The organism is Nonomuraea africana, assembly GCF_014873535.1.
GTDB classification, from domain to species: Bacteria; Actinomycetota; Actinomycetes; order Streptosporangiales; family Streptosporangiaceae; genus Nonomuraea; species Nonomuraea africana.
The window spans coordinates 5,004,302-5,025,349 of sequence record NZ_JADBEF010000001.1 but is presented as its reverse complement, the minus strand read 5'-3'; the positions used below and the strand labels follow the sequence as shown (position 1 = coordinate 5,025,349).

Below are 21,048 nucleotides of genomic sequence, written 5' to 3'. Positions count from 1 at the left end.
CTCAGTCGTCGTGGGCGATGAGCATGAGCTGCCGCCACAGCAGCACCACGAACACCGCGGAACCAGCGAAGGCGAACCAGAAGGGCGCTGCGACACCGAGGCGGGTGGCCAGGACACCGCCGATCAACGAGCCGACCACCAGACCGGCGTAGACGCAGACGGTGTTGACGCTGCCCACTCGGCCCTGCAGTTCGCGCGGAACCGCGCGCTGGCGGACGGTGACCGAGGTCGTGCCCCATATGAACGCGTGCGCGCCGAAGGCCAGAAAGATGCCCCCGGCGACCCACGGCGAATGGGTCAGGGCCAAGCCCAGGTGAGTGAACGTTTCGATGATGAGGCCGATCCGCATCAGGGCGCCGAGGCTCACCCTGCGGGTGATGGCCCCGTACAGGCTGGTGCCGATCAAGCCACCGATCGCGCCGATGGTGGTCATCAGACCGAAGCCCAGGGCGCCGAGGCCGAGCTGCTCCTGGGTGTAGAGGACGAGAACCGACCAGGCCGCGCCGAACGTGAAGTTGAAGATCAGGATTGTGAGCGCCAGAGTGCGGACCGCCGCGTGCTGGATGGTCCAGCTGAACCCGGCGATCAGTTCCCGTACGGTGTTAGGCATGAGATCGTCGGCCTGTCGGCCGTGCGGCGGCAACGTGATCCGGGAGACCAGGACGATCCCCGCCACCGCCAGGAGCAGCTGGCCCGCGAACGGCCAGGTCAAGCCCAGGCCGAACAGTGCCGCGCCGATCGGCGGCCCGGCGAGCTGATTGAGCGTGATGAATCCCGTGCCCAAGCGGGCGTTGGCGATGACGAGATCGTCCTTGCTGACCATCATGGGAGTCAGCGTGGCTGTCGCGTTGTCGGCGAACACCTCGGCGATGGACCGGAGCGTGAGCGCCACCAGCGCCGTCGCCACGGTCACGGTGCCGGTCACCATGAGCGCGACGAGCGCCGCCAGCACCACGGCCCGCACCGCGTTCGCGACCAGCACGATCCTGCGCCGGTTGTACCGATCCGACAGCACGCCCGCATACAGGCTGAACAGCAGCGGCGGCGCCCAGCCCACCAGGGCCGACAGCGAAATCATCAGCGGATCGCGAGTCAACGTCGCGATCAGCAGTGGGCCCGCCGCGGCCGCGACCCCATCACCGAGATTTGTCAGCCAGCTCGAGGCCAGCAACCACCGGAATCCTGTCCCCAGCCGGGCAGGCAGGACTCGCTCCACCATTGTGATCACGAGCGCAAAACCATACGTTTTGAGAGCATCTACGGCAACGCGTTTTCGCGTCTACGCGCTATGTGGTGAGGAGGGTTGCGGCGACCGCGCTCACTGGCGACAACGTGCGCCAGCTTGCGGCCGGACGTTCTCTCCCTTCTTGTTGTATTCGCCGACGCGGATGAGCTTGCTCCAGCAGGCGTTGTATCGGGTGGACGCCTGCCATCCGAAGCCGGCGTTCGGCCCCTTCGAGTTCCGGTGCCCGGCCGTGCACTCTCCAGGCTCATGTGCTCGTAGTCGAAGGCGGTGGTCTGGACACGCGAAGCGGTCGACGCTACATGTGGTGGGCGGCGATCGTGCGGGGCACCTGGTTCTCGGTGCCGGGCTTCACGATCACGAATTGCCCCATCATGCCGGAGTCCTCGTGCCGGAGGATGTGGCAGTGGTACATGTACGGCGTGGCCGGGTCGGTGAACCGGCCGAACTGGACGGCGAGCCGTCTCGGCGAGGCGATGGCGGCGACCGTGCGCAACGCATTCGCCTCCGGACTGCACGCCGCCGCCCTCATCAGCGGTGGCCTGGCCGCGGGGCTGCTCGTGCTCGCGCTCCTGCTCCTGCGGCGCGTCGCCCCCACCGGCACCCGAGAGACCCCTGCGGCACAGGAAGTCCGCGCCGACGACAGCCCGGTTCCGTCGCTGAGCCGGCAACTGTAGACCTGGGCTGTACCCGTGGCGTTCGTCGGCCCAGGGCATCGAGCCAGCCGACGATCGAGACGGCATGGCGTGGGAACGCCGCCCAGACGGCGCTCACGATGGGGGACATTGGCGAGGGTCAGGCCGGGGCCGGGGTGGGAAAGGCGTGCCCGTCGGTCCTGGGCGACGTGAGCGGCTTTTCTCCGAACACGGTCAACGTCTTTTGTTCGTGACCTTCGGTGTGGCGTGTCTGGCCGGGGTGAGCATCACCGGGACGCTTCTGGACCGGTTCCCGCGCGCCGCGCTGACCACTGCCGTGGCCACGCAAGCGGTGGGCATGGAAAGCCTCAGTAAGCGTTGCGGTACAGGTCCCGTCTCTCGGGCAACCGCTCGAGGCCGGCCGACTGGTAGGTGGCTACGGCGGCGACGTTGGAGCTCGGCGTGCACACGTCCACGCTGGACGAACCCAACTCCTGGAGTGCGCGCGCCGCGGCGACTGTGATCGCTTTGCCGTAACCGTGCCGGCGGTGTGCCCGGTGCACGCCCATCGGCTCGATCAGCCCGGGCTTGCCTTCACCCGCCGACCACACCGTCACGGCCGCCACCGCCTCGCCCTGCTCGTTGCGAGCGACCAGGCACCGCGCGTCGACGTACGGCGTACCTGCCGCCATCGCGTGCCAGCGCTCGTCGGTGAACGTCGACCCGTCGAACGACGCCCGCAGGACCGCGGTCCACTCGTGCGCCTGTTCCGGCCCGATCACCTCGACGCGTACGCCGGGATCCGGCACAGGCTCGCCGAGGACGCGCCGAAGTGGTGTCCACGGCTCGTCGCTCTCCCAGCCGTCCTTGAACAACAGGTCCTGGACCAGCGCACCCATCGGCGACTCGACGTACATCTTGCCCTCGAGCAGCACACCACGCTCAGGCGCCGACACGTCCTCGACCACCTGCTGCGCCAACTCCTCGTCCCGCAATGCCTCCGGCGCGAACGCCAACCGCAGCAACTCCGGACCATCCAGCAGCCCGACCGCCAGAACCTCCCCAGCCCGACTCCAGGTCCGCGTAGCCTCCGCCATCCGCTCCTCACCGAACCGCCAGAACCACCCCACATCCCCCGGATGCAACTGCACGGGCCCTCCGTCGTACTGCCACTCCGCCAACACCCGCACCACGTCACCGAGCCCGTCGACTTCCGGCCTACCCATCTCGATCGCCATCCCCCGATCACACACCACCCCACCGACCCTCCGCACCCGAATTTCCCGCCGGCAGAAGGTGACGTTGTGCACCAGGTCCGTATATCTCAGGCGCCGACTTGCGGATCCCCTGCACAAAGTCGGCTTATCCACAGGCGCTTCGGCGGCCGACCCGGCGAACCGCGCGAGGCCAGCCCCTCGGTGCCACCCTCCCGCCAGGCCCGACGCCGGCGTTCCACGGCCCTGGAGTCCTAGCCCGGACGCCAGGGGACAAGTAACCCGCCGGTAGTCTTCAGGGCTTCGTAGCTGCGCCCTTCTTGGGCTGGCGGGGCATGGTCTTGGTCTTGTCGAGGTGCCCGTACATGGTCGAGCGGGGCACGCCGAACATGTCGGCGATCTGCTGTTTCTCCCGCTCGTCGTAGAGCGGTTGGGCTAGCGCGGCCGGTGCGCCGGCCGAAGAAGACCCGGTGCCAGTCGATGTCGAAGGAGCGCAGCCCAGGAAAGGGGGACGGTCGTCCGGCCAGCCCAGCCCTCCCGCCGCGTCGATGCGGCGGAGCGCCTCGGCCAGGGCGGCGCGGGCGGTGCCGGGATCCCGCAGATCGGTGTACTGGTACTGGCTGGCCGGCCGCAGAGGGTGGGTCTGGCCAGGTTCAGCAAGGACGGGGAGCAGGTGGTTGCCCTGGGAACGGGCGATCCCGATCTCGGCCGCGCACACGGTTTGTGGCGACGGTGTGGAGGTCCTGGACAGGTCGCGTGCAAACTGTCGCACGGGTGCGGCATCGCTCCTATCGTCGCAGGATATGCAGACAGTGGACGTCCTGGTCGTGGGCGCGGGCCTGGCCGGTCTGCGCACAGCCCGCCTGCTCGCGCGACGGCGACTGAACGTGCTGGTGGTCGACCGCCGCAGGTCGCTGTCGACGGGCATCCGCACGACCGGGATCTTCGTGCGTCGCACCCTGGATGACTTCGACCTGCCGGACCATCTGCTCGGACCGGGTGTGCGGGACGTGCTGCTGTATCCGCCGTCGCGGCGGGCGCCGATCCGGCTCACCAGTGACCGGGACGAGTACCGCGTGGCCGACATGGCGGCCGTTTACGAGCACGAGCGCCGCGCGGCGGAGTCGGCCGGGGCACGGGTCCTCTTGGGCGTACGGTATCTCGACGCGTCGATGGGTTTTGTGCGGTTCGTGGGCGCGGAACCGGTGACGGCCCGGTTCATCGTCGGCGCGGACGGCGCCCGCTCCCGGGTGGCCCGTGATCTCGGTCTCGACGTCAACCGGCGGTTCCTCGTCGGTGCCGAGATCGTGCATCCCATCGCGTCGGGCACGACCACCCCGGCGTTCCACTGCGTGCTGGACCCTCGCATCGCTCCGGGGTATCTGGGGTGGGTCATCGACGACGGGCGTCATGCGCATGTCGGCGTCGCAGGTTATCCGCACGCGATGCGCGCCGGCATCCGTCACCTGCTGGAGGCTTTCGCCGCGGACGCGCCCGGCCGCGCGGCGCCGGCTGGTCCGGTCGAGCGTCGAGGTGGTCCCATCCCGGTCGGCGGTGTGCTGCGACGGTTGGCCTGCCCCGCCGGGCTGCTCGTCGGAGACGCGGCGGGCGCGGTGTCACCGCTGACGGCCGGTGGGCTGGATCCCTGCTTCCGTATGTCCGAGTGGGCCGCGGCGGTCGCCGCCGGGTACCTGCGTACCGGCGACCCACGGCTGTTGAGCCGGTACGACGGGGACGCGTTGCGAACCCGGTTCCGAGGCCGACTGTTGCTGCGCCGGGTGTTCGCGGGCATCCGATCCCCCGCCGCAGCAGAGGCGGCGGTGACCGTGCTGCGCAGCCGTGCCGGCCGGGCCCTGGCGGCGCGGATCCTGTTCGGCGACGGCTCGTTTCCGGCTGTCGACCCACAGCTGGCGGACCCGGCGATCGACCACCCACGCCTGTGACAGGCGGGCGCGGGCGCGTAGAAGCGCTACCTCACGAGACCGCCTGGAACGGCGAGACAGGTCAGCTGCCTCTCGAGAAGCGCATGGGCTGTTTCTCGTACTCCTTGGCGTCGGCGACGACTGCGAGCACGCGTTTCACCTGCCCCTGAAAGTCGATCACCACCGCCTCGTAGCCGCCGCCGTTGCGCCGCCATCCGGCGAGGTGCTGGTCGTCGTACCAGCCGATGAACCCGCCGGTCTCGAACTGGAACCTGATCCGGGCCTTCGCGTCGGCGTCGGTCGACCAGACGCAGATCTCCTCCACGTTCCCCCTGCAGTACGTCACGAGCGACGTGCCCGACGGGGAGATGTCCTCGCCCTCCCTGCTGAGCGGGACGCCGACGTCCGGCAGGGTGTGCAGCACAGCGCCCTGCAGGTCGTAGAAACGGATGTAGTGGGTGTCGTCGGTCAGCACCCAGGTGCCGATCGCCTGGCCGTCCCTTCTCCAGAAGTAGCCCCCTACGCTCTCGTCCTCCGTGCGCAACCTGACGACGCGGGCCTTCTTCCTGGCGATGTCGATGACCGCGTAGCCGTACCTCTTGAACGTGTAGCCGCCCTTCTCGACGGGGTCCTCGCCCACTTCGTACAGCGTCGTCAGACCGCGGGTGCCGTCCGGGGACCACTGGGGCTCGAACGAGTAGACCGGGGCCTTGGCGACCTTGATCTTTTTCGCCGAGCCTGGTTGCCGGCCGACGACGGAGACCACGGAGTAGCCGTCGTCGTAAACCCTGTCGGTGGCCAGCGCCTGGGTGCCGGAGGCGTTCACCGCGTACTGGAAGTACGCGCCGTTCTCGATGAAGTCACTGGTGCCTGGCTTGCGGACGTAGAGGTTGTCGCTCCCTTCGGTGTCGTAGGAGCTCAGCTTGATCGCGTCGTCGTCGCTCTCGTGGAGCGTGATCGAGCTGCCGGGGAGCTTGATCGTCCTCGTGGCGTGGGGCAGCACGGGGACGGTGGGCGTGGGCGTGGGCGTGGAGCCGGGGGAGGGGGTGGTCTGCCGGGTGCCGGTCGCCTGGGGGGACACGACCCGGTCGGGCGCGGTGCCGCGTAACACCAGCGCGACCCCGGCGGCCGTCACGAGCGTGACCGCGAGTCCCGCCCCGATCGCGAGCTGGACCCGGCGTCCGCGCCTGGCCGCTCCTTCAAGCGGGTGCGGGGAGGTCTGGGCGGGGACGGCCTGGCGGAGCTGTGGATCACCAGGCCCGGCCTGCGGGGAAGCAGGACGCGCGGCGGCGGCCGAACCCTCGGCGAGGATGCCTCCGGGCGTGTCGGGCCGCGCGCCCGGCGCGCCGACGTGGCCGAGCAGCCGCAGCAAGGCCTCTCCGGCGGTGGGCCGGCGGCCTGCGTCCTTGGACAGGCACTGCCCGACCAGGTCGCGCAGCGCCGGGTCGGCGATCGCCCGCAGGTCGGGCTCCATATTCATGATCCGGTTGAAGATCGCGGGCAGGCTGTCGGTGCCGAACGGCGGCTGTCCGGTGGCGGCGAAGACCATCGTGCAGCCCCAGGCGAACATGTCGGCCGGTGGTCCGGCGTTCTCCCCCGCGAGCTGCTCGGGGGTCATGTAGGAGGGGGTGCCGATCGCCGCTGCGGTCAGCGTGGAGGTCTGGTCGAGAGCCTTGGCGATGCCGAAGTCGATCACCCGGGGGCCGTCGGAGGCGAGGAGCACGTTTGACGGCTTGAAGTCACGGTGCACGATCCCGGCCTGATGGATCGCGACCAGGGCGGTCACGGTGCCGATCGCCAGGCGGTGCAGGGCCGAACCCTCGCGGGGTCCCTCGGCGGCCACGACGGCGTTCAGCGTCGGGCCGTCGATGTACTCGCTGACGATGTACGGCCGGTGCTGCTCGACGCCGGTGTCGATCACCGCCGCCGTGCAGAACGGCGCGACCCGCTGGGTGGTGCTGACCTCGCGGACGAAGCGCTCCAGTGCGTCCTCGTCCTGTGCGAGGTCGGCGCGGAGCAGCTTGATCGCGACGCGGGTGCCGGTGGGTGACATGCCGAGGAACACCGTTCCCTGACCGCCCTCGCCGAGCCGCCCGGTGAGCTGGTACTCCCGCACCCGCTCGGGATCCCCAGGCCGCAAGGACGCGAGGTCCGGCATGACCACATCCCCCCTTTAGGGACTTTTCAGTCCATTGTGAGGGTAAACGATCAGCGCGTTCCCCTGGGGGTGGACCAGCGGGATGATCGGCGTCCGGTCGCCCGAGGCGATGCCGGCCTGAGTCGGCTCTGTCGCGAGAAGCCCCTGCACAGGGATGACCTGTGCAGGGGCTTCTCGTGAGCGATTCTGTCGAGACTGCGAGCTCAGTCCGAAGAGGTGGCCAGGTCCTTCTTCCCGGTTTCAGCGCTGTCTGAAGGCTCTGCGGTAGTCGCGGGGCGGTACGCCGCGGCGGAGCGCGAACTGCTCACGGAAAACGGCGGCGCTGCCGTACCCGATGTGGTGGGCGATGTTCTCGACGGAGAGGTCGGTGGTCTCCAGGAGTTCCTCGGCGAGGTTCAGGCGCTGGGCCAGCAGCCAGGCGTGCGGGGTCGTGCCGGTGGCGGCCTTGAACCGGCGGGTGAAGGAGCGGCGGCTCATCAGGGCGCGGGCGGCCAGATCGTCGACGGAGATCCGGCGGTGCAGGCTTGCCCTGGCCCAGGCGATCACCTCGGAGAGCCGCTCGTCGTCGCCGTCCTCCGCGACCGGCGCGGGCACGTACTGCAGTTGCCCGCCGCTGCGGTACGGCATGGTCACCAGGTCGCGGGCGATCGTGTTGGCCAGCGCGGCGCCGTGCTCCCTGCGGATCAGGTAGAGGCAGAGATCGATACCGGCCACCGCGCCGGCGCCGGTGACGATGCGATCCTGGTCGACGTAGAGAGACTCCGGACGCACCCGCACGGCCGGATGGCGGGCGGCGAGATCGGCGGCGAAGCGCCAGTGGGTTGTCGCCTCCAGCCCGTCGAGCAGTCCGGCGGCGGCCGGCAGGAACGTGCCGACGCAGTGCGCGGCGATGATCGCGCCCCTGCCGTAGGCGGCGCGGAAGGCGGCCAGGACGGCCTGCGGCGGTTCGGCGCGGAACTCCGTCCCCGGCAGCGCCAGGACCAGGTCGGCGTCGGTGAGCCGGTCCGGGCCGTGCTCGACGGGGAGGGGCAGGCCGAGGTCGGTGCGCAGGGTGCCGGGCCGTTCGGCGCAGATGACGAAGTCGAAGCCGGGCCGGCGGAAGATCTCGTTCACGATGCCCAGCCCCAGCGCGGTGGCCCCCTGGGGGGCGTAGGCGGCGACCGAGCGAAACTTTGGCACGAAACCCACGATAAGGGGTGTTCCGGCCACTGTTTCCGGGTGCGCGTCGTCGCCAGACTGCTTTCCATGACCGACGCACCCAGCGGCCGTTCGGCCGCCTTCCATATCCTCGCCACCGGCTACACGACCTCCACCGGACCCGGCGTGGCCGCGACCGTCTCCTACGTCACCGAGGGCGACCACAGAATCGTGGTGGACCCCGGCATGGTCGCGAGCCAGTCAGTGATCCTCGACGCGCTCGCCGACCTCGGCCTCAAGACGGACGACATCACCGACGTGGTACTCAGCCACCACCATCCGGACAACATCCTCAACGTCGGCCTGTTCGGCCAGGCGCGGATCCATGACCACAAGGCGATCTACCGTGGCCACGACTGGACGAGCAGGGACGCCGAGGGGTACGAGTTCTCCCCGTCGATCAGGCTGATCGCCACCCCCGGCCACAGCGCCGAGGACATCACCCTGCTGGCCGGCACCCCCGAGGGGATCGTGGCCTTCGCCGGCGACCTGTGGTGGCGGGCCGACGGCCCCGCCGACGACCCGGTCACCATCGACCGCCAGGTCCTGCGGGCCAGCAGGGAGCGCGTGCTTGCCGTCGCCGACATCATCGTCCCCGGCCACGGCGCGCCCTTCACCCCGACGGCGGCCACTCCCCGCTGACGCGGTCGCCGGCGCCGCCCGCGAGTTCCTGACCCATCACGACCGGCTGGACATCCTGGTCACAAGGGGTCCAGCCCACCTAGGCCCAAAACCCACCATGGATGGATCTTGAAGCTTGATCCAGCTGTCTGAACCCTGGACAGGTGAAAATGATCTTTATCGGCTGGCGAGCCAGCGATCGAACCATGCGCGGGTGCGCCGCAACACGTCGAGTTGGTGGTTGCGTTCCAGGATCGAGTGGCCTTCCCTCGGGTAAACGACGAACTCGTGCTCGACTCCGAACCGCCGTAGAGCACGATGGAAGTACGTGGCCTGGCCGACGGGCACATTCGTGTCGTCCTCGCCGTGCAAGATCAGCACCGGAGTGCTGATCTTCGAGGCGTAGGAGATGGGGTATTGGTCGACGCGCTGGAAGGCTGGGCTCATGAACGACGTCGAACTGGATGACGGGGTTGTCCGCCTGGAGCCTTGGGGTGATGGTGATGCAGCCTGGTACGCCGAATCTGTGCGCGACCCATTGATCCAGCGCTTCACCAGCGATTCGCCCACCTTGGATGCCGCCCAGGTCCTGGCGGCGATCAACCGGCTGCGCCGTGCAGACGACGAAGAGGGCTTCATGATCTGCGATGCGGTTTCAGGCGCAAGGCTGGGCAACATCGCTTTGAAGCACGATGGGCAGGTTGGCGAGGTCTCCTACTGGCTGACCGCCGAGGCCCGTGGACGCGGGGCGGCAACCCGGGCCCTGACATTGTTCACGTCCTGGATATTTTCCAACGTGGGCCTGACGGAGCTGCGGTTGCGCACCCACCGCGACAACCAGGCTTCACAACACGTAGCCCTGCGCGTCGGGTACTTGCGGGATCCAGATCGCGACGGGTCTCAAGAAGCCAAGGGCACGGTGTGGCCCATGCTCGCCTTCACGCTGACCAGGTCAACCAACTGAGCCTCGGCGTGGGGCTTTCGCGATCCAACTCGCGGGTTGGCTGATGCTGCTGACTCGCACCTGATGATCGAGCTGGGGGACGGGGCGGAGGGTTCGGGTTCCTCATCCGCGATCGGGATACGAAGTTCACCACGATGATCAATCGGCACCCGCAGAGTCGTTGGAACGCGAGGTCGTCAAGGGGTTGTCGTCCGAGGAGCTTGAACAGTTCGCCACCACCCTGCGAAAGGTGCTTGCCGACTCCGCGACGTCGGCGCCGGCCCGCTCGACCACACCAGCGAGGTGTGACCCCTCCGCGTTCACCCGCTGTGCAGACGTGTGCGATTTCAGCTAGAAATTTCCATAAATGGGCGCTAGTCTCCCCTCAACTTCGCACCGAGTGGAGAGGGGAGCCCGATCACGCGCCCCTGGATGTACACGTCCCATCGAGCCTAGCCAGCAACCCCTTGGCAGATTCGACAACTTCGTTGCATTATTCGGTGAAGCCGAGACCCTGAGGGCCCCGGCATCCCGTACGTCGTTCCTCGCCTCGATCGTGTGGGTGAGCGCCTCCACCTTGAGTCCATCTGCCTGCTCACCCCCTAACGCTTAAGGAAGAGTAATATGTCACGCTTCACATTAGTCTCCATGGCTGCTGTTCTGCTCGCCGCCGTGGCCATCCCCGCGCACGCCGAGCCCAAGGTCGACGATGTCAGGGTGCTTGCCTGGAACATCTGGCACGGTGGCAAGGATCCGGCCGTGGGTGGGGAGAAGAACCTGCCGCTGGTGATCGAGCAGCTCGCCGACATCGCGCCCGACGTCTTCCTGTCCGTCGAGACGTACGGTTCCGCGGAGGACATCCGCGCAGGCCTGAGCGCCAAAGCGGGGAAGGGCCAGTACACCGCTACCCGGATCACCTCCAGGGCGGCCGACAACCTGTGGATCTTCACCCGGTACCCGATCACGAACGTGTACCCCAAGCCGGTCGGTGGGATCATCAACGACTTCTACTTCGGCGGCATCCGGGTCAAGCTGCCCAGCGGGCGGGAGGCCAACTTCTTCGACACCTGGGTCAACTACTCCGACCCGTGGGTCGGTGACATGATCGACGCCAATGCGGCGGCCGTTCAGCAGGGCAAGGCACAGCCGTACACGGATCAGCAGGTTGTCGAGGGTGACACACAGGTGCAGTTGCCGCAGATCACCGACATCATCCACAACCACCTGCCGGCCATGCTCGGGGACAACACCGACCCGGTGATCCTGGGCGGGGACCTCAACACGCTGCCTGCCGCCGACTGGACGAACGCCGGCGCCCACTGTCATTTCGGCCTCTCTTACGGCCTGCAGGCCACGAAGGTGATTACCGACGCGGGATTCGTCGACACCTACCGTGCCGCCAACAGGAACGTGTGCAAGTCGCCGGGCAAGACCTGGAGCCCTCAGCCCGACTACGACTACATGATCACCAAGGATCGTATTGATTTCATCTTCGCCAAGGGCACGGGGGTGAAGGTACGCGACTCCTTCACCGTCGATCAGCGGCTGGCTGGTCACGGGCCCGGCAAGTTCTACTCCGATCACGCGGCTGTGGTCACCGACCTGCAGATCTCGGGCTAGAGGGGACCCCCATGCGCTTTCTCGCCGCCGCCGCCCTGTTGGCGGTCGTTGTACTGCAGGCCGTACCGGCCAATGCGGTGGATGTCCCGCATTTCATCACCGACAGCTTCGCCCTGCGCAATGCCCGCGCCGGGCAGCCCTACGCCGCCACCGTCAAGGGCCTGGTCCAAGGCGACGTTCAGAGCTTTGCCAAGGCCAACGGGCCGGACTGGGTGACGGTGGCCGCCGACGGCACGGTAACCGGTACGCCGCCGGCCTCGGCTGGGACGACCACCTTCACGGTGGAGGCTCGTGGGGCCACCGGCCGGGTCGCGACCGCGGCTGTCACCGTGCGGGTCCGTCCCCGCGGTGCCGCGTTGGTGCCCGAGTTGAAGGCGATGAGCTGGAACCTCTGGTACGGCGGCACCCAGGTCAACGAGGGTCGGGTGAAGCAGCTGAGGTTCTTGCTCGACTCCGACGTCGACGTGGTCGGTATGCAGGAAACCTACTCCACATCCGCCAAGGAACTGGCAGAGGCGCTCGGCTGGGATTACTACCAGGCGGGCTACGACATGGGCATCATCAGCCGCTACCCGATCGTCTCCCGTGGCCCGCTGCCGGAGGAGTCGGGACTGGCCGGGATCACCGCCAGGATCCGCCTCGACGAGGGCCGCGATCTGGTGGTTTGGAACGCCCACCTGGGCTACACGCCTTACGGGCCTTACGATGCCTGCTTCGGCCAGTACAGCGTGAAGCGGCTGCTCAGCCGGGAGGCTCAGGCGGGCCGTACCGAGCAGATCGAGCAGATTGTGGCGGCGATGTCCGGTGACCTGGCCGAGGCGGACCGTCATCCGGTCCTGCTCACCGGTGACTTCAACGCTCCTTCGCACCTGGACTGGACGCCCGCGACCCAGCGGTGCGGCTACGACTCGGTGCCCTGGCCTACCTCGGTCATCCCCGAGCAGGCCGGGCTGAAGGACTCCTTCCGCATCGCGAACCCCGACCCCGTAGCCGCACCCGGCATCACCTGGTCACCTGTCTACAAGACGTTCACCGGCGGCTACGGACACAACAGTCACAAGGGCGAGCCCGAGCCGCAGGATCGTATCGACTTCGTCCACTACAAGGGCGCCCTTCGGGCCACTGCCTCGCAGGCCGTGGTCACGGGCACGCCCAAGCCCATTCCCGACCACGTCGACAACGAATGGACCTCCGACCACGCGGCGGTCCTCACCACCTTCACGGTCGGCTGACCTCGTGCGGTGAGGAGGCGCCGTCCGCCTCCTCACTCCGGCCGCCCACCACAGCTTCAATGAGGGAACCAGCCCGGGTCGCCGCCGATGAGTCGAGGTGCTGTCGTGCAATTGGAGCTTCGCCATCTGCGCGCGTTGTGCGCCATCGCCGACGCGGGCAGTCTCACCAAGGCAGCCACCCATCTCGGCGTGTCGCAGCCTTCGCTCACCGCCCAGCTGCACAGGATCGAGGCCGCGCTCGGCGGGCAGATCTTCCGGCGGGGTCGACGGGGCGTCGTGCCCACCGCGCTCGGTCAGTTCGTGCTGACCCGGGCCAGGGCGGCGCTTCTCATCGTGGACGAGCTGGTCGAGGGGGCAGGATCGCTCGATGCGCGGGCGGGTGTCGTCCGCGTTGGCGGGTACGCCACGCCCGTACTCAGCGGTCTGGTGAAGCGGCTGTTCGAGTCCCCGGACGTGTCGGTCACCGTACACACCGAGCACTCCCCGCGGCTGCTGCTCGAACTGCTGGCCTCCCGCCGCCTCGACGCGGCCGTCCTCGTCGACTACCCCGGCCACGAGCTGCCCGTCGTGCCCTCGATCGGGATGCGTCTGGTGGCCGTCGAGCCGGTGTTCCTGGCGATGAGCAGGGGGCACCCACTCGCCGCGCTGGACGAGGTGCCTCTGGCCGACCTCGCGGGCGACGACTGGGTGCTCTCGCCTCCGGATGGTGTCGGCTGGCCGGAGTGCTTCATCGCCACGTGCCACGAGGCGGGTTTCACCCCTCGGGTGCCGCACATCGTGACCGAGAGCGCGATGATCCGCCAGCTGATCTCCGGCGGCCACGCCGTCTCCCCGTGCCTGGCCGTCTTCCACGCCGGAACCGACATCGCGGTTCGGCCCATCACCGGAACCCCCTTGTGGATCCGGCACCTCGTCGCCTGGCGGCGCGACGGTCCGCTGGCCCCCCGCGCGGAGGAACTGGTGCGCCTGGCGGCCGACGCCCACCGTGAGGCGATCGCCGATCGCCCGCACTACGCCACGTGGCTCGCCCGCCAGGGCGATATTTCCGGTACCAGCACCGCTCCCGATCGCTAACGGACCCGCCAGGTAATCGTCTGCGATAGGTACGCGCTCTGGTAGTCGGGGTCACGCACGTCCGCGGTCGGGTCGCTCACGGTTACCGAGATCCGGGCGGCGGCGGGGAGGTTCGTGGGCACGGTCACCGACGTGAGGCCGTTCCATGCCGTGTTCTGGGTGCCGTTGACGTACCACGTGATCGACAGCGGGCTGATCGGCAGCGTCGTGATCGTCAGCGTGCTGCCGCGGGAGACGCGGCTGGCGTTGGACGTGTAGGAGTCCAGGGGACGGGCGGTGGCGTAGAAGGACTGGATCATCTTCTCTCTGGAGACCGCGTTGAAGGGGCGCTTGAGGGAACGCATCATCGAGTCCTGACTGGGCCGGTAGATTCCGTAGTCGTGATAGTGGGCGCCTTCGTAGGTGTCGATGACGCCACCGTCCGGAGTCGCGGCGCCCAGCCAGCGGTACCACTTCTTCTGCTGTGCCTGCATCTGGACGGCCGTCTTGACGGACACGTTGACCGCGGCCGGCTCTGTGCCGGTGTAGCCGGTGGGGTCGCCGCCGTACTCGTCGGCGAGATCGCCGATCGAGTGTCCCAGCTCGTGCGGAAGGATCTCCGTGCCCAGTTGGTTGCCGCCGGAGAAGGTGACCAGTTCGTCGTCGGTGTAGCCGGCTCCGCCGTACTTGGTGGTGTTGGCCACGACGGCGATCTGGTCGGCTTCGGGCGCCAGCGCGGCATACCCCTTCGCCGCGTCCACATCGAGACAGAGCAGTCGCTCTATGTCGCCGCACCAGAAGTACGTGCCGAGCGGCGTGTCCTTCACCACGTCGCTGGTGGGATCGCCGCTGACGCCGGAGACGGGTGAGGTGATGTCGACCCGCCAGACGTTGAACATCTTCCGACGACTGGTGAACGGCTCATAGGAGGTCAGCTTCGCCCACGAGGAGGCGACCTGGTCGGCGTAGGCGCCCAGCTCGCCGGAGGTGTAGCCGTCGCCGAGGTAGACGAGGTCGATGCGGTTCGAGCTCGGCCCGTTGATCTCGACAGGTGTCACGGTGGCGGCGGCGGCGGCCACGCGGGCTCTGAGGTTGGGACTGTCGACCACCTCGGCATGTCCGGCGGGCCCCCGCTCGTCGAAGATCTCGACTTTCCTGGTGACGGGGTCGGCCTGGGCGGGCAGCGGCGTGAATAACAGCAAGGCCGCGGCGATCGCGGCTGCTGGGGGAAAGGGACGCATGGGGGGAGAGTCCTTTCGGGATACGTCATGAGACGCGCCCGATAGTGACAGCGGAGACGATCAACGTCGATACCCGTCGCGACACTCGTCCTGGCGTTTATGCAGGTGAATGGCACCCATCCCGCCGGAGTTATGGAAAGTGGGATGACGAGATCGAGCGCCACGACGGGGGACCGGATGACGCTGATACGTACGTTGCGGAAACAGGCGTGCCCGGCCGGTATGGGCGTGCAGGCCGAGGTAGGCGGGTGCTTCAAGGGTGGTCGGCAGACCGCTCCGAGCGGAAGCCGGCCATGCAGGGCAACTTCGGCATCCGGCCGCCGGCCGCGCGTCCGCGCTCGGCCTTAGAGGAAGCCGAGTGCGGAAAATCAGGTGTAGGAATGATCTGCTGGGCGTGAATACGAATCAGGGGAGCGGCGAAGTAGGCGTGTCCATGGTTCTTCTCTGAAGGGCAGGCATGCCAGCTCCCCCTCCGCAGTCGGCTCCGCCAACCGCTGAGACCGACGCACAGCTCATCGAGGTGTCACTGCGCCGCCCTGAGCGGTTCGGCGCGCTGTTCGACCGTTACCACGAGGCCATCCACCGCTACGTGCACCTCCGTCTCGGAGAATCGGCGGCGGACGACATCGCCGCGGAGACGTTCCTGCGGGCCTTTCGCGGCCGTACGCGCTACGACCTCTCCCGCCCCGATGCCCGCGCCTGGCTGTACGGCATCGCCTCCAACCTGGTCGCCGACCACCGGCGCGCCGAGGCCCGCAGGTACCGCGCCCTGGCCAGGAGCGCCGAGGTCACCGACGTCATGGGCCACGACGAGCGCGTGATCCAGCGGGTGTCCGCCGCGGTCATGCAGCCGCGCCTGGCCGCCGGTCTGGCCGCGCTCTCGCCCGGCGACCGGGCCGCGCTGCTGCTGGTCGCCTGCGCCCAGCTCACCTACGAGGAGATCGCCGAGGCGCTCGGCGTCCCGCGCGGCACGGTCGGCTCGCGGCTCAACCGGGCCCGCAGAAAGCTCCGCACCTTCATTGACATCGAGGAGTCGTCATGACCAATGACCTGCAGGAGATCAAGAAGTCCCACGACGCGCTGCCCGGTCCCTCCACCACGGCCACCGCCAAGGCGAAGGCCTTGCTCGCAGCCGAGGTAGCGGCGGAACGAACGCCAGATACCGGCTCTGCGAAGTACCGCCTCCTGCTCAGGGCGGGCACGGTCGGCCTGGCGGCAGCCGTCGCCGCGGTCGCCTTCCTGACCGGCACCGACGGTGGCGCGACCCCGGCCAACGCGGCGGAACTGCTCCAGGAGGCGGCCACGGCCGCCGGCCGGCAACAGGCGCCACGGCCCGGCCAGTTCGTCTACGTCAACCGCATGGACCAGAACTGGATCCTCGCGCTGAGCGAGGGCGGGGGCCGTTCGGAGTTCACTCAGGAGGTCAACCGTGAGGCCTGGATTCCCGCCGCCGACCCCGGGGGCGCGCTGACCCGCTTCACCTACGGCAAGCGGCGCGTGCACACCGGCCAGGTCCCGGCCGCGATGCCGACCCCGGGCACGGTCGACTACCGCGCCGGGCAATGCGCCGTGGACGTGCTCCCGACAGCCGGGGCCGAGCACCTGCCCGCCGACCCCGACCGGCTGCTCGCCCAGGTTCGCGCGGACGCCGAGACCTCCGTCAGGAACGAACGGCCCGAGCCCGGCGCGCCACCGCCCAGCGAGGACCAGATCGGGCGACAGGTCGAGCGCACAGTGGCGAGCCGCCTCGTCACCCTGGCCCAGAACCCCTTCCCCGGCCCCGGCCTGCGCGAGGCGGTGCTCGGTGCGTTGTCCAAGCTGCCCACCGCCACCATGCGCGCCGACCTCACCGACCCGGCCGGACGACAGGGCGTAGGCGCCTCGATCAGATATCAGGGCCCGGACGGATGGGAGCGCACCGAATTGATTTTCGAACCCGGCACCTACCGCTTCCTCGGCTGGCGAGACCTGTCCGAGCCGCCGGGCGGTGGCACGGAGGTGCTGCGCCACGCCACCGCGGTACTGGAGACCAAGATCGTCAGCGCCATGCCGGAGATCCCTGCCGGCGCTCCCGAACCGGCGACCTGCTAAGCACCGCTGATCGCGGCCTGCGGCATCGGCCGCCGGGCGGTGCGTGAAGCGGCCCCGTTATCTGCGGCAAGGGGCGGCGTGGCTGAGCTCGTGGCGTTGCCGACCGGCGGCACCGGGAAGGCGCTCACCGTGATCGCGGCGGCCGATTGGCCAGCTGGTGCCTGGTGGCGAAGGTGACCTGGTCCTCGATGCCGGCCAGTCGGCGGCGCGGGCCGATCGATCTACGCTCGCCCTCGGGTCGAGGCGTAGGCCAGGAACACGCCGATCTGGCAGGGGGCTCAGTTGGGCCGGGGAGGTGGGTGGGCGGTGGATCGGAGGGCGGTACAGGCGAATCGGGCGAGTCGTTCGGGCAGGTCGTGGGGGTCATGGTGGGAGATGAACAGCCAGGACAACACGGTGCCGCCGAACATCGCGTGGAACAGGTCGATGTCGGGCAGCCGCTCCAGTTCACCTCGCCGCACCGCTCGCTCCAGCAGCTCGGCGTTGCCGGCCCGTTCCGGTGCCACGAAGGTCGTGGTGAACCGTTCGGCGAGGGTCGGATCGGCTGCGATCTCGCCGAGCAGGCCCATCAGCGCGGTGGCGGCCGCCGGATTGCTCAGATGGCCGACGATCACTCGCGCCAAGGCGGTCAGGTCTCCGAGCAGCGATCCCGTGTCGGGCGGGACCTCCAACGACGTTCCGTGAATGATCGCAGCGAAGGCCATCTCGTGTTTGGTGGCGTACCGCCGATAGATCGATGCCTTGCCGATCCCGGCACGCTCGGCCACGGCATCCACCGTCAGGCCCGCGTATCCCACCTCGCCCAGGAGTCCCTGGACGGCTGCGGTGATGGCCTTGTCCACTCGGGTATCGCGAGGCCGCCCGACCCGTTGCCCGTTGCGTCCCATTCTGCCATTATATGAGACCATAGTTTCGAAACTATAGTCTCGAAAGTGAGCGATGGAGATCGAGGATGCGGTGGTACGCCCACCTTCAATCGACACCCGACGGCAGGTCCCAGGCTGGGCCGTCCGGGTGGCGCACGTGGTGCCCCTGCTTGTACTGCCGTCGACCGTGTGGCGGATCGGCCTGGCCCTGGGACTTCCGCTCGGCTACACCGAGCAGGGCCAGCGCGATCTGGTCGGCACGACCGCGTGGGGGCCGCTGTGCCTGATAGCTCTCTCCGTGCTGACCGAAGCCGCGGCCCTGCTCACTGTCGGCCTGGTGCGACGCTGGGGCGAAGTAGTGCCACGCTGGATCCCGCTGCTCGGTGGTCGTACGATCCCGCGACTGGCCGTCACCGTGCCCGCCTGGCTCGGCGTCGCGGTTCTCGCCCTGCTCTGGACCCCGTTCCTGTTCTGGTGGACGCTGCCGCACACCGACATGACGACGACTGGACGTCTGCTCGTCGGGTTCGTCTATTTGCCACTGGTGGCGTGGGCGCCCCTACTCGCCGCCGTCACGCTCTCCTACCAGCACCGCCGAACCAGCCCGTGACTCAGCGCGGCGGGCAAACCGTCACAGCCGCCTGGGTCAGCCGCGACACTGGGTGCGACCAGGTCAAGTTCACCCGGCAGAGGGCTTCCACGTAGGCGGGCCAGTACCTCCGCCTCCAACTCTTCGCGATCGACGTGAATCCTCTCCGCGATGGCCTTGGTCAGCCGGTACAACATCGGAAGGGCGATCCGTCGGCGCCGACACTGAACAGGTCGGCGGTGACGGCGACCTGCCGAGCCGTTTGCCGCTTCGCCGTGGCGGTTGCGGTGCCGACGGACTTGACCGCCGCGGGCACTACCGCACCGAGCGACCGCGGGCTGCCGGCCCGGCCTTCGCCTCGCGGCGGGTGCGCAGCAGGAGCGCGACCCAGCTGCGGTAGGGCGCCCAGTGATCGGCGATCCCGGCGAGCCGGTGCGCATCGGAGGCGTCGGGATCGCCGAGGCCGTAAGCGTCGACCATCGAAGCGTGGAGCCGGCGTTCATGGCAGGGGAAGACGTCGGGGTGTCCGGCGCCGCGGATGAGGATGAGCTCCGCGGAGAAGGGGCCGATGCCGGGCAGGGTCCGCAGATGAGCGAGGGCGTCCTCCACTGGCATCGCGCGCAGCCGGGCGGCATCGAGATCACCGGCGAGAGCCGCGTCGGCGAGGAGACGCAGCCGTTCGACCTTCGTCTCGGGCAGGCCCGGAACACGGCCGAGTCCGCGCAGGACAAGCGGGGTGGGGAAGGAGTGGAGCCACTGTCCGGCGACGGCCACGCGGTGCCCATGGTGCTCGGCGATGCGGGCCTTGATCGCGGCGGCCTGGACCATCCGGACGCGGTGGCCGATGACCGCCCAGGCCGCGGCCTCGTACGGCGAGTGAAAACACACCGGCCGCAACCCCGGGTACGCCGCGATGAGCCCGGCCACGACGGGATCGTCCTCGGCGAGCCGTGGGAACCCGCTGCCGTCGACGTCGAGCGAGAGGATGCGGGCCAGTTGCGCCCGCACCGCACTCATACCATTCGATTCCGCAGATTCCGTGCCCATTCTGTCCTTGCCCGGACTCCCGGTGTGCACGGTGACATTCGCCTGTACGGTGCCCTCCGAGTTCTGCGCCTGCCCTACCTCCGCGCTCACCGTCGAGTGGCCGTCGTCGGCGGGAAAGGCCAGGCGCAGCACCCTGCCGTCTGAGGCGTCGCGGTACCCGGCGGGTGTAAAGCCCTCCAGGAACCGCATGCTCGCCGCAAGTGAGAACGGCCCGCGCGGGGTGATGGCGATGGCGGTCATGGTCAGTCTTCGTGCGTAGTGATGGCGTAGCCCTCAGGGCCCACGAACGTGAACATCCTGCCGAACGGACCATCCTCGGGTGCCTTGACGATGGGGACCCCGGCGGCGTGCAGCCGGTCGTGCAGCGCCTGCGCATCAGTGGTCCGGAACCACAGGGCGACCCCGAGTCCGGGCCGCTCGACGGCGTCGAGATCCACTCCCGGCAGCGGCTCGCGAACGGCGAACGGAACCGGCTCGGTGGCGAAGACCACGGCGCCGGGCGGCGAGGCGGGCGCCCGGCGCAGCCCGAGATGCTTCTCGTAGAAGGCGGCAGCCGCTTCGACATCGCGCACCTGCAGAGCGATGAAATCCGGCCCGCTGGCGGTGACAGTCATAAGTACTCCTCGATCACGATTCATGTCAGGACTTTGACATGGACAGAAGATAGACGGCGCCACGCTTACATGTCAAACTCCTGACATGCATGATGGGACTTCCTCCAGCCAGGCCTCGCCGGCCGCCGATGTGACCGAGCGCCTGGGATATCGCCTTAAGCGCGCCGCCGCGGCGCTGCGCAGCGCGCTGGACAGAGCACTGCGTGAGTACGGCCTGACGGTGCCGCAGTATGCGTGCCTCGAACTCCTCGACCAGCGCCCCGGCCTGTCCAACGCCGAGCTGGCCCGGGGCGCCTTCGTCACGCGGCAGTCCATGAACGTCGTCCTTCGCGGACTGCAGGACGCCGGCCTCATAACCCGGCCGGCCACCACCGACCGCGGTCGCGCTCTGCCCGCCCACCTCACCGAGGAGGGCCACCGTCGCCTCGCGGCGGCACGCTCCGCCGTCTACGCCATCGACCAGCGCATGACCGACGCCGTCCCGGAGCAACGTCTCGCCGAGCTCCTCGCCGACCTCGACCACATGGCGGCGGCACTCGACGGGTGAGGACGGCCGCGCCTCAAGGCCGTCTCGTTTGGATCACCGTGCGGGTGAGGAAGACGCCCACGATGTGGAGTCCGGCGAGGCAGTGGTGGGTGCGCTCAGGCGGTGAACCCCCAGTGCCGAGGAACCCACCACCGGTGCCACGTAGACCGGCGGGAACGGGCCACAGTGATGACGGCCCCGGTGAAGTAGAGACCATGCCGATCCCGGCCAGGTTC

The 21,048-nt window shown here is 68.8% G+C and carries 22 protein-coding genes; 11 read left to right on the top strand and 11 right to left on the bottom strand.

What is annotated here, in order from left to right:
• Position 1 precedes the first annotated feature (1 nt).
• Complete coding sequence (locus H4W81_RS23695; protein WP_225960066.1) at positions 2–1,219, bottom strand: MFS transporter; 1,218 nt, start codon at positions 1,217–1,219, stop codon at positions 2–4.
• Between the two features lie 322 nt (positions 1,220–1,541).
• Positions 1,542–1,739, bottom strand: coding sequence for a multicopper oxidase domain-containing protein (locus H4W81_RS23690; protein WP_264083184.1), 198 nt, complete (start codon positions 1,737–1,739; stop codon positions 1,542–1,544).
• Here H4W81_RS23690 and H4W81_RS23685 point away from each other — a divergent pair.
• On the top strand, positions 1,732–1,920 hold the full coding sequence (locus H4W81_RS23685; RefSeq protein WP_192776837.1) for a hypothetical protein: 189 nt from the start codon (positions 1,732–1,734) through the stop codon (positions 1,918–1,920). The two genes, H4W81_RS23690 and H4W81_RS23685, sit on opposite strands and share 8 nt — an antisense overlap.
• Before the next feature lie 326 nt (positions 1,921–2,246).
• Here the strand turns inward: H4W81_RS23685 and H4W81_RS23680 are convergent, their stop codons facing one another.
• Together H4W81_RS23680 and H4W81_RS47485 are read right to left on the bottom strand one after the other, a co-directional pair.
• Complete coding sequence (locus H4W81_RS23680; RefSeq protein WP_318781915.1) at positions 2,247–3,188, bottom strand: GNAT family N-acetyltransferase; 942 nt, start codon at positions 3,186–3,188, stop codon at positions 2,247–2,249.
• A 199-nt stretch (positions 3,189–3,387) separates the two neighbouring features.
• Entirely contained in the window at positions 3,388–3,864 is a 477-nt protein-coding gene (locus tag H4W81_RS47485) for a hypothetical protein (protein ID WP_225958755.1), read from the bottom strand.
• A 31-nt stretch (positions 3,865–3,895) separates the two neighbouring features.
• Here H4W81_RS47485 and H4W81_RS23670 point away from each other — a divergent pair, with 31 nt between their 5' ends.
• Complete coding sequence (locus H4W81_RS23670) at positions 3,896–5,035, top strand: FAD-dependent oxidoreductase (RefSeq protein ID WP_192776836.1); 1,140 nt, start codon at positions 3,896–3,898, stop codon at positions 5,033–5,035.
• Positions 5,036–5,096: 61 nt separating this feature from the next.
• On the opposite strand, the gene H4W81_RS23665 is transcribed toward H4W81_RS23670, so the two are convergent.
• Positions 5,097–7,172, bottom strand: a complete 2,076-nt coding sequence (locus tag H4W81_RS23665) for a serine/threonine protein kinase (RefSeq protein ID WP_192776835.1) — start codon at positions 7,170–7,172, stop codon at positions 5,097–5,099.
• Between the two features lie 240 nt (positions 7,173–7,412).
• Positions 7,413–8,351, bottom strand: coding sequence for a GlxA family transcriptional regulator (locus H4W81_RS23660; RefSeq protein WP_318781914.1), 939 nt, complete (start codon positions 8,349–8,351; stop codon positions 7,413–7,415).
• A gap of 66 nt (positions 8,352–8,417) precedes the next feature.
• On the opposite strand from H4W81_RS23660, the gene H4W81_RS23655 reads away from it, so the two are divergent.
• Positions 8,418–9,011, top strand: a complete 594-nt coding sequence (locus H4W81_RS23655; protein WP_192776833.1) for an MBL fold metallo-hydrolase — start codon at positions 8,418–8,420, stop codon at positions 9,009–9,011.
• A gap of 156 nt (positions 9,012–9,167) precedes the next feature.
• Here H4W81_RS23655 and H4W81_RS23650 read toward each other — a convergent pair whose 3' ends face one another.
• Positions 9,168–9,437, bottom strand: a complete 270-nt coding sequence (locus H4W81_RS23650; RefSeq protein WP_225958754.1) for an alpha/beta hydrolase family protein — start codon at positions 9,435–9,437, stop codon at positions 9,168–9,170.
• Between H4W81_RS23650 and H4W81_RS23645 the strand changes: the two genes are divergently transcribed.
• The 4 genes from H4W81_RS23645 (at position 9,436) to H4W81_RS23630 (ending at position 13,859) form a co-directional block, all read left to right on the top strand.
• Positions 9,436–9,954: a GNAT family N-acetyltransferase gene (locus H4W81_RS23645; RefSeq protein ID WP_192776832.1), complete on the top strand. Its 519-nt coding sequence runs from the start codon at positions 9,436–9,438 to the stop codon at positions 9,952–9,954. The two genes, H4W81_RS23650 and H4W81_RS23645, sit on opposite strands and share 2 nt — an antisense overlap.
• Positions 9,955–10,581: 627 nt before the next feature.
• A complete protein-coding gene (locus tag H4W81_RS23640; RefSeq protein ID WP_192776831.1) occupies positions 10,582–11,553 on the top strand; it encodes an endonuclease/exonuclease/phosphatase family protein in 972 nt (323 codons plus the stop codon).
• Positions 11,554–11,564: 11 nt separating this feature from the next.
• On the top strand, positions 11,565–12,785 hold the full coding sequence (locus H4W81_RS23635; RefSeq protein ID WP_192776830.1) for an endonuclease/exonuclease/phosphatase family protein: 1,221 nt from the start codon (positions 11,565–11,567) through the stop codon (positions 12,783–12,785).
• Between the two features lie 105 nt (positions 12,786–12,890).
• Positions 12,891–13,859 (top strand): LysR family transcriptional regulator, encoded by a 969-nt coding sequence (locus tag H4W81_RS23630; RefSeq protein ID WP_192776829.1) that lies wholly within the window; start codon positions 12,891–12,893, stop codon positions 13,857–13,859.
• Here H4W81_RS23630 and H4W81_RS23625 read toward each other — a convergent pair.
• Entirely contained in the window at positions 13,856–15,079 is a 1,224-nt protein-coding gene (locus H4W81_RS23625) for a M64 family metallopeptidase (RefSeq protein ID WP_192776828.1), read from the bottom strand. The genes H4W81_RS23630 and H4W81_RS23625 overlap by 4 nt on opposite strands.
• 457 nt (positions 15,080–15,536) lie before the next feature.
• Between H4W81_RS23625 and H4W81_RS23620 the strand changes: the two genes are divergently transcribed.
• Both H4W81_RS23620 and H4W81_RS23615 read left to right on the top strand, forming a co-directional pair.
• Complete coding sequence (locus H4W81_RS23620) at positions 15,537–16,121, top strand: RNA polymerase sigma factor (protein ID WP_192776827.1); 585 nt, start codon at positions 15,537–15,539, stop codon at positions 16,119–16,121.
• The gene (locus H4W81_RS23615; protein WP_192776826.1) at positions 16,118–17,170 is read left to right on the top strand and encodes a CU044_5270 family protein; all 1,053 of its coding nucleotides are present in this window, start codon (positions 16,118–16,120) and stop codon (positions 17,168–17,170) included. The genes H4W81_RS23620 and H4W81_RS23615 overlap by 4 nt, the downstream gene beginning before the upstream one ends.
• Positions 17,171–17,448: 278 nt before the next feature.
• Here the strand turns inward: H4W81_RS23615 and H4W81_RS23610 are convergent, their stop codons facing one another.
• Complete coding sequence (locus H4W81_RS23610) at positions 17,449–18,012, bottom strand: TetR/AcrR family transcriptional regulator (protein ID WP_192776825.1); 564 nt, start codon at positions 18,010–18,012, stop codon at positions 17,449–17,451.
• A 181-nt stretch (positions 18,013–18,193) separates the two neighbouring features.
• On the opposite strand from H4W81_RS23610, the gene H4W81_RS23605 reads away from it, so the two are divergent.
• Positions 18,194–18,646 (top strand): hypothetical protein, encoded by a 453-nt coding sequence (locus H4W81_RS23605; RefSeq protein ID WP_318781913.1) that lies wholly within the window; start codon positions 18,194–18,196, stop codon positions 18,644–18,646.
• Between the two features lie 294 nt (positions 18,647–18,940).
• Here the strand turns inward: H4W81_RS23605 and H4W81_RS23600 are convergent, their stop codons facing one another.
• A complete protein-coding gene (locus tag H4W81_RS23600) occupies positions 18,941–19,912 on the bottom strand; it encodes a DNA-3-methyladenine glycosylase family protein (RefSeq protein WP_192776823.1) in 972 nt (323 codons plus the stop codon).
• Between the two features lie 2 nt (positions 19,913–19,914).
• A complete protein-coding gene (locus H4W81_RS23595) occupies positions 19,915–20,286 on the bottom strand; it encodes a VOC family protein (protein WP_192776822.1) in 372 nt (123 codons plus the stop codon).
• Positions 20,287–20,371: 85 nt separating this feature from the next.
• Between H4W81_RS23595 and H4W81_RS23590 the strand changes: the two genes are divergently transcribed.
• On the top strand, positions 20,372–20,833 hold the full coding sequence (locus H4W81_RS23590; protein ID WP_192776821.1) for a MarR family winged helix-turn-helix transcriptional regulator: 462 nt from the start codon (positions 20,372–20,374) through the stop codon (positions 20,831–20,833).
• Positions 20,834–21,048 lie beyond the last annotated feature (215 nt).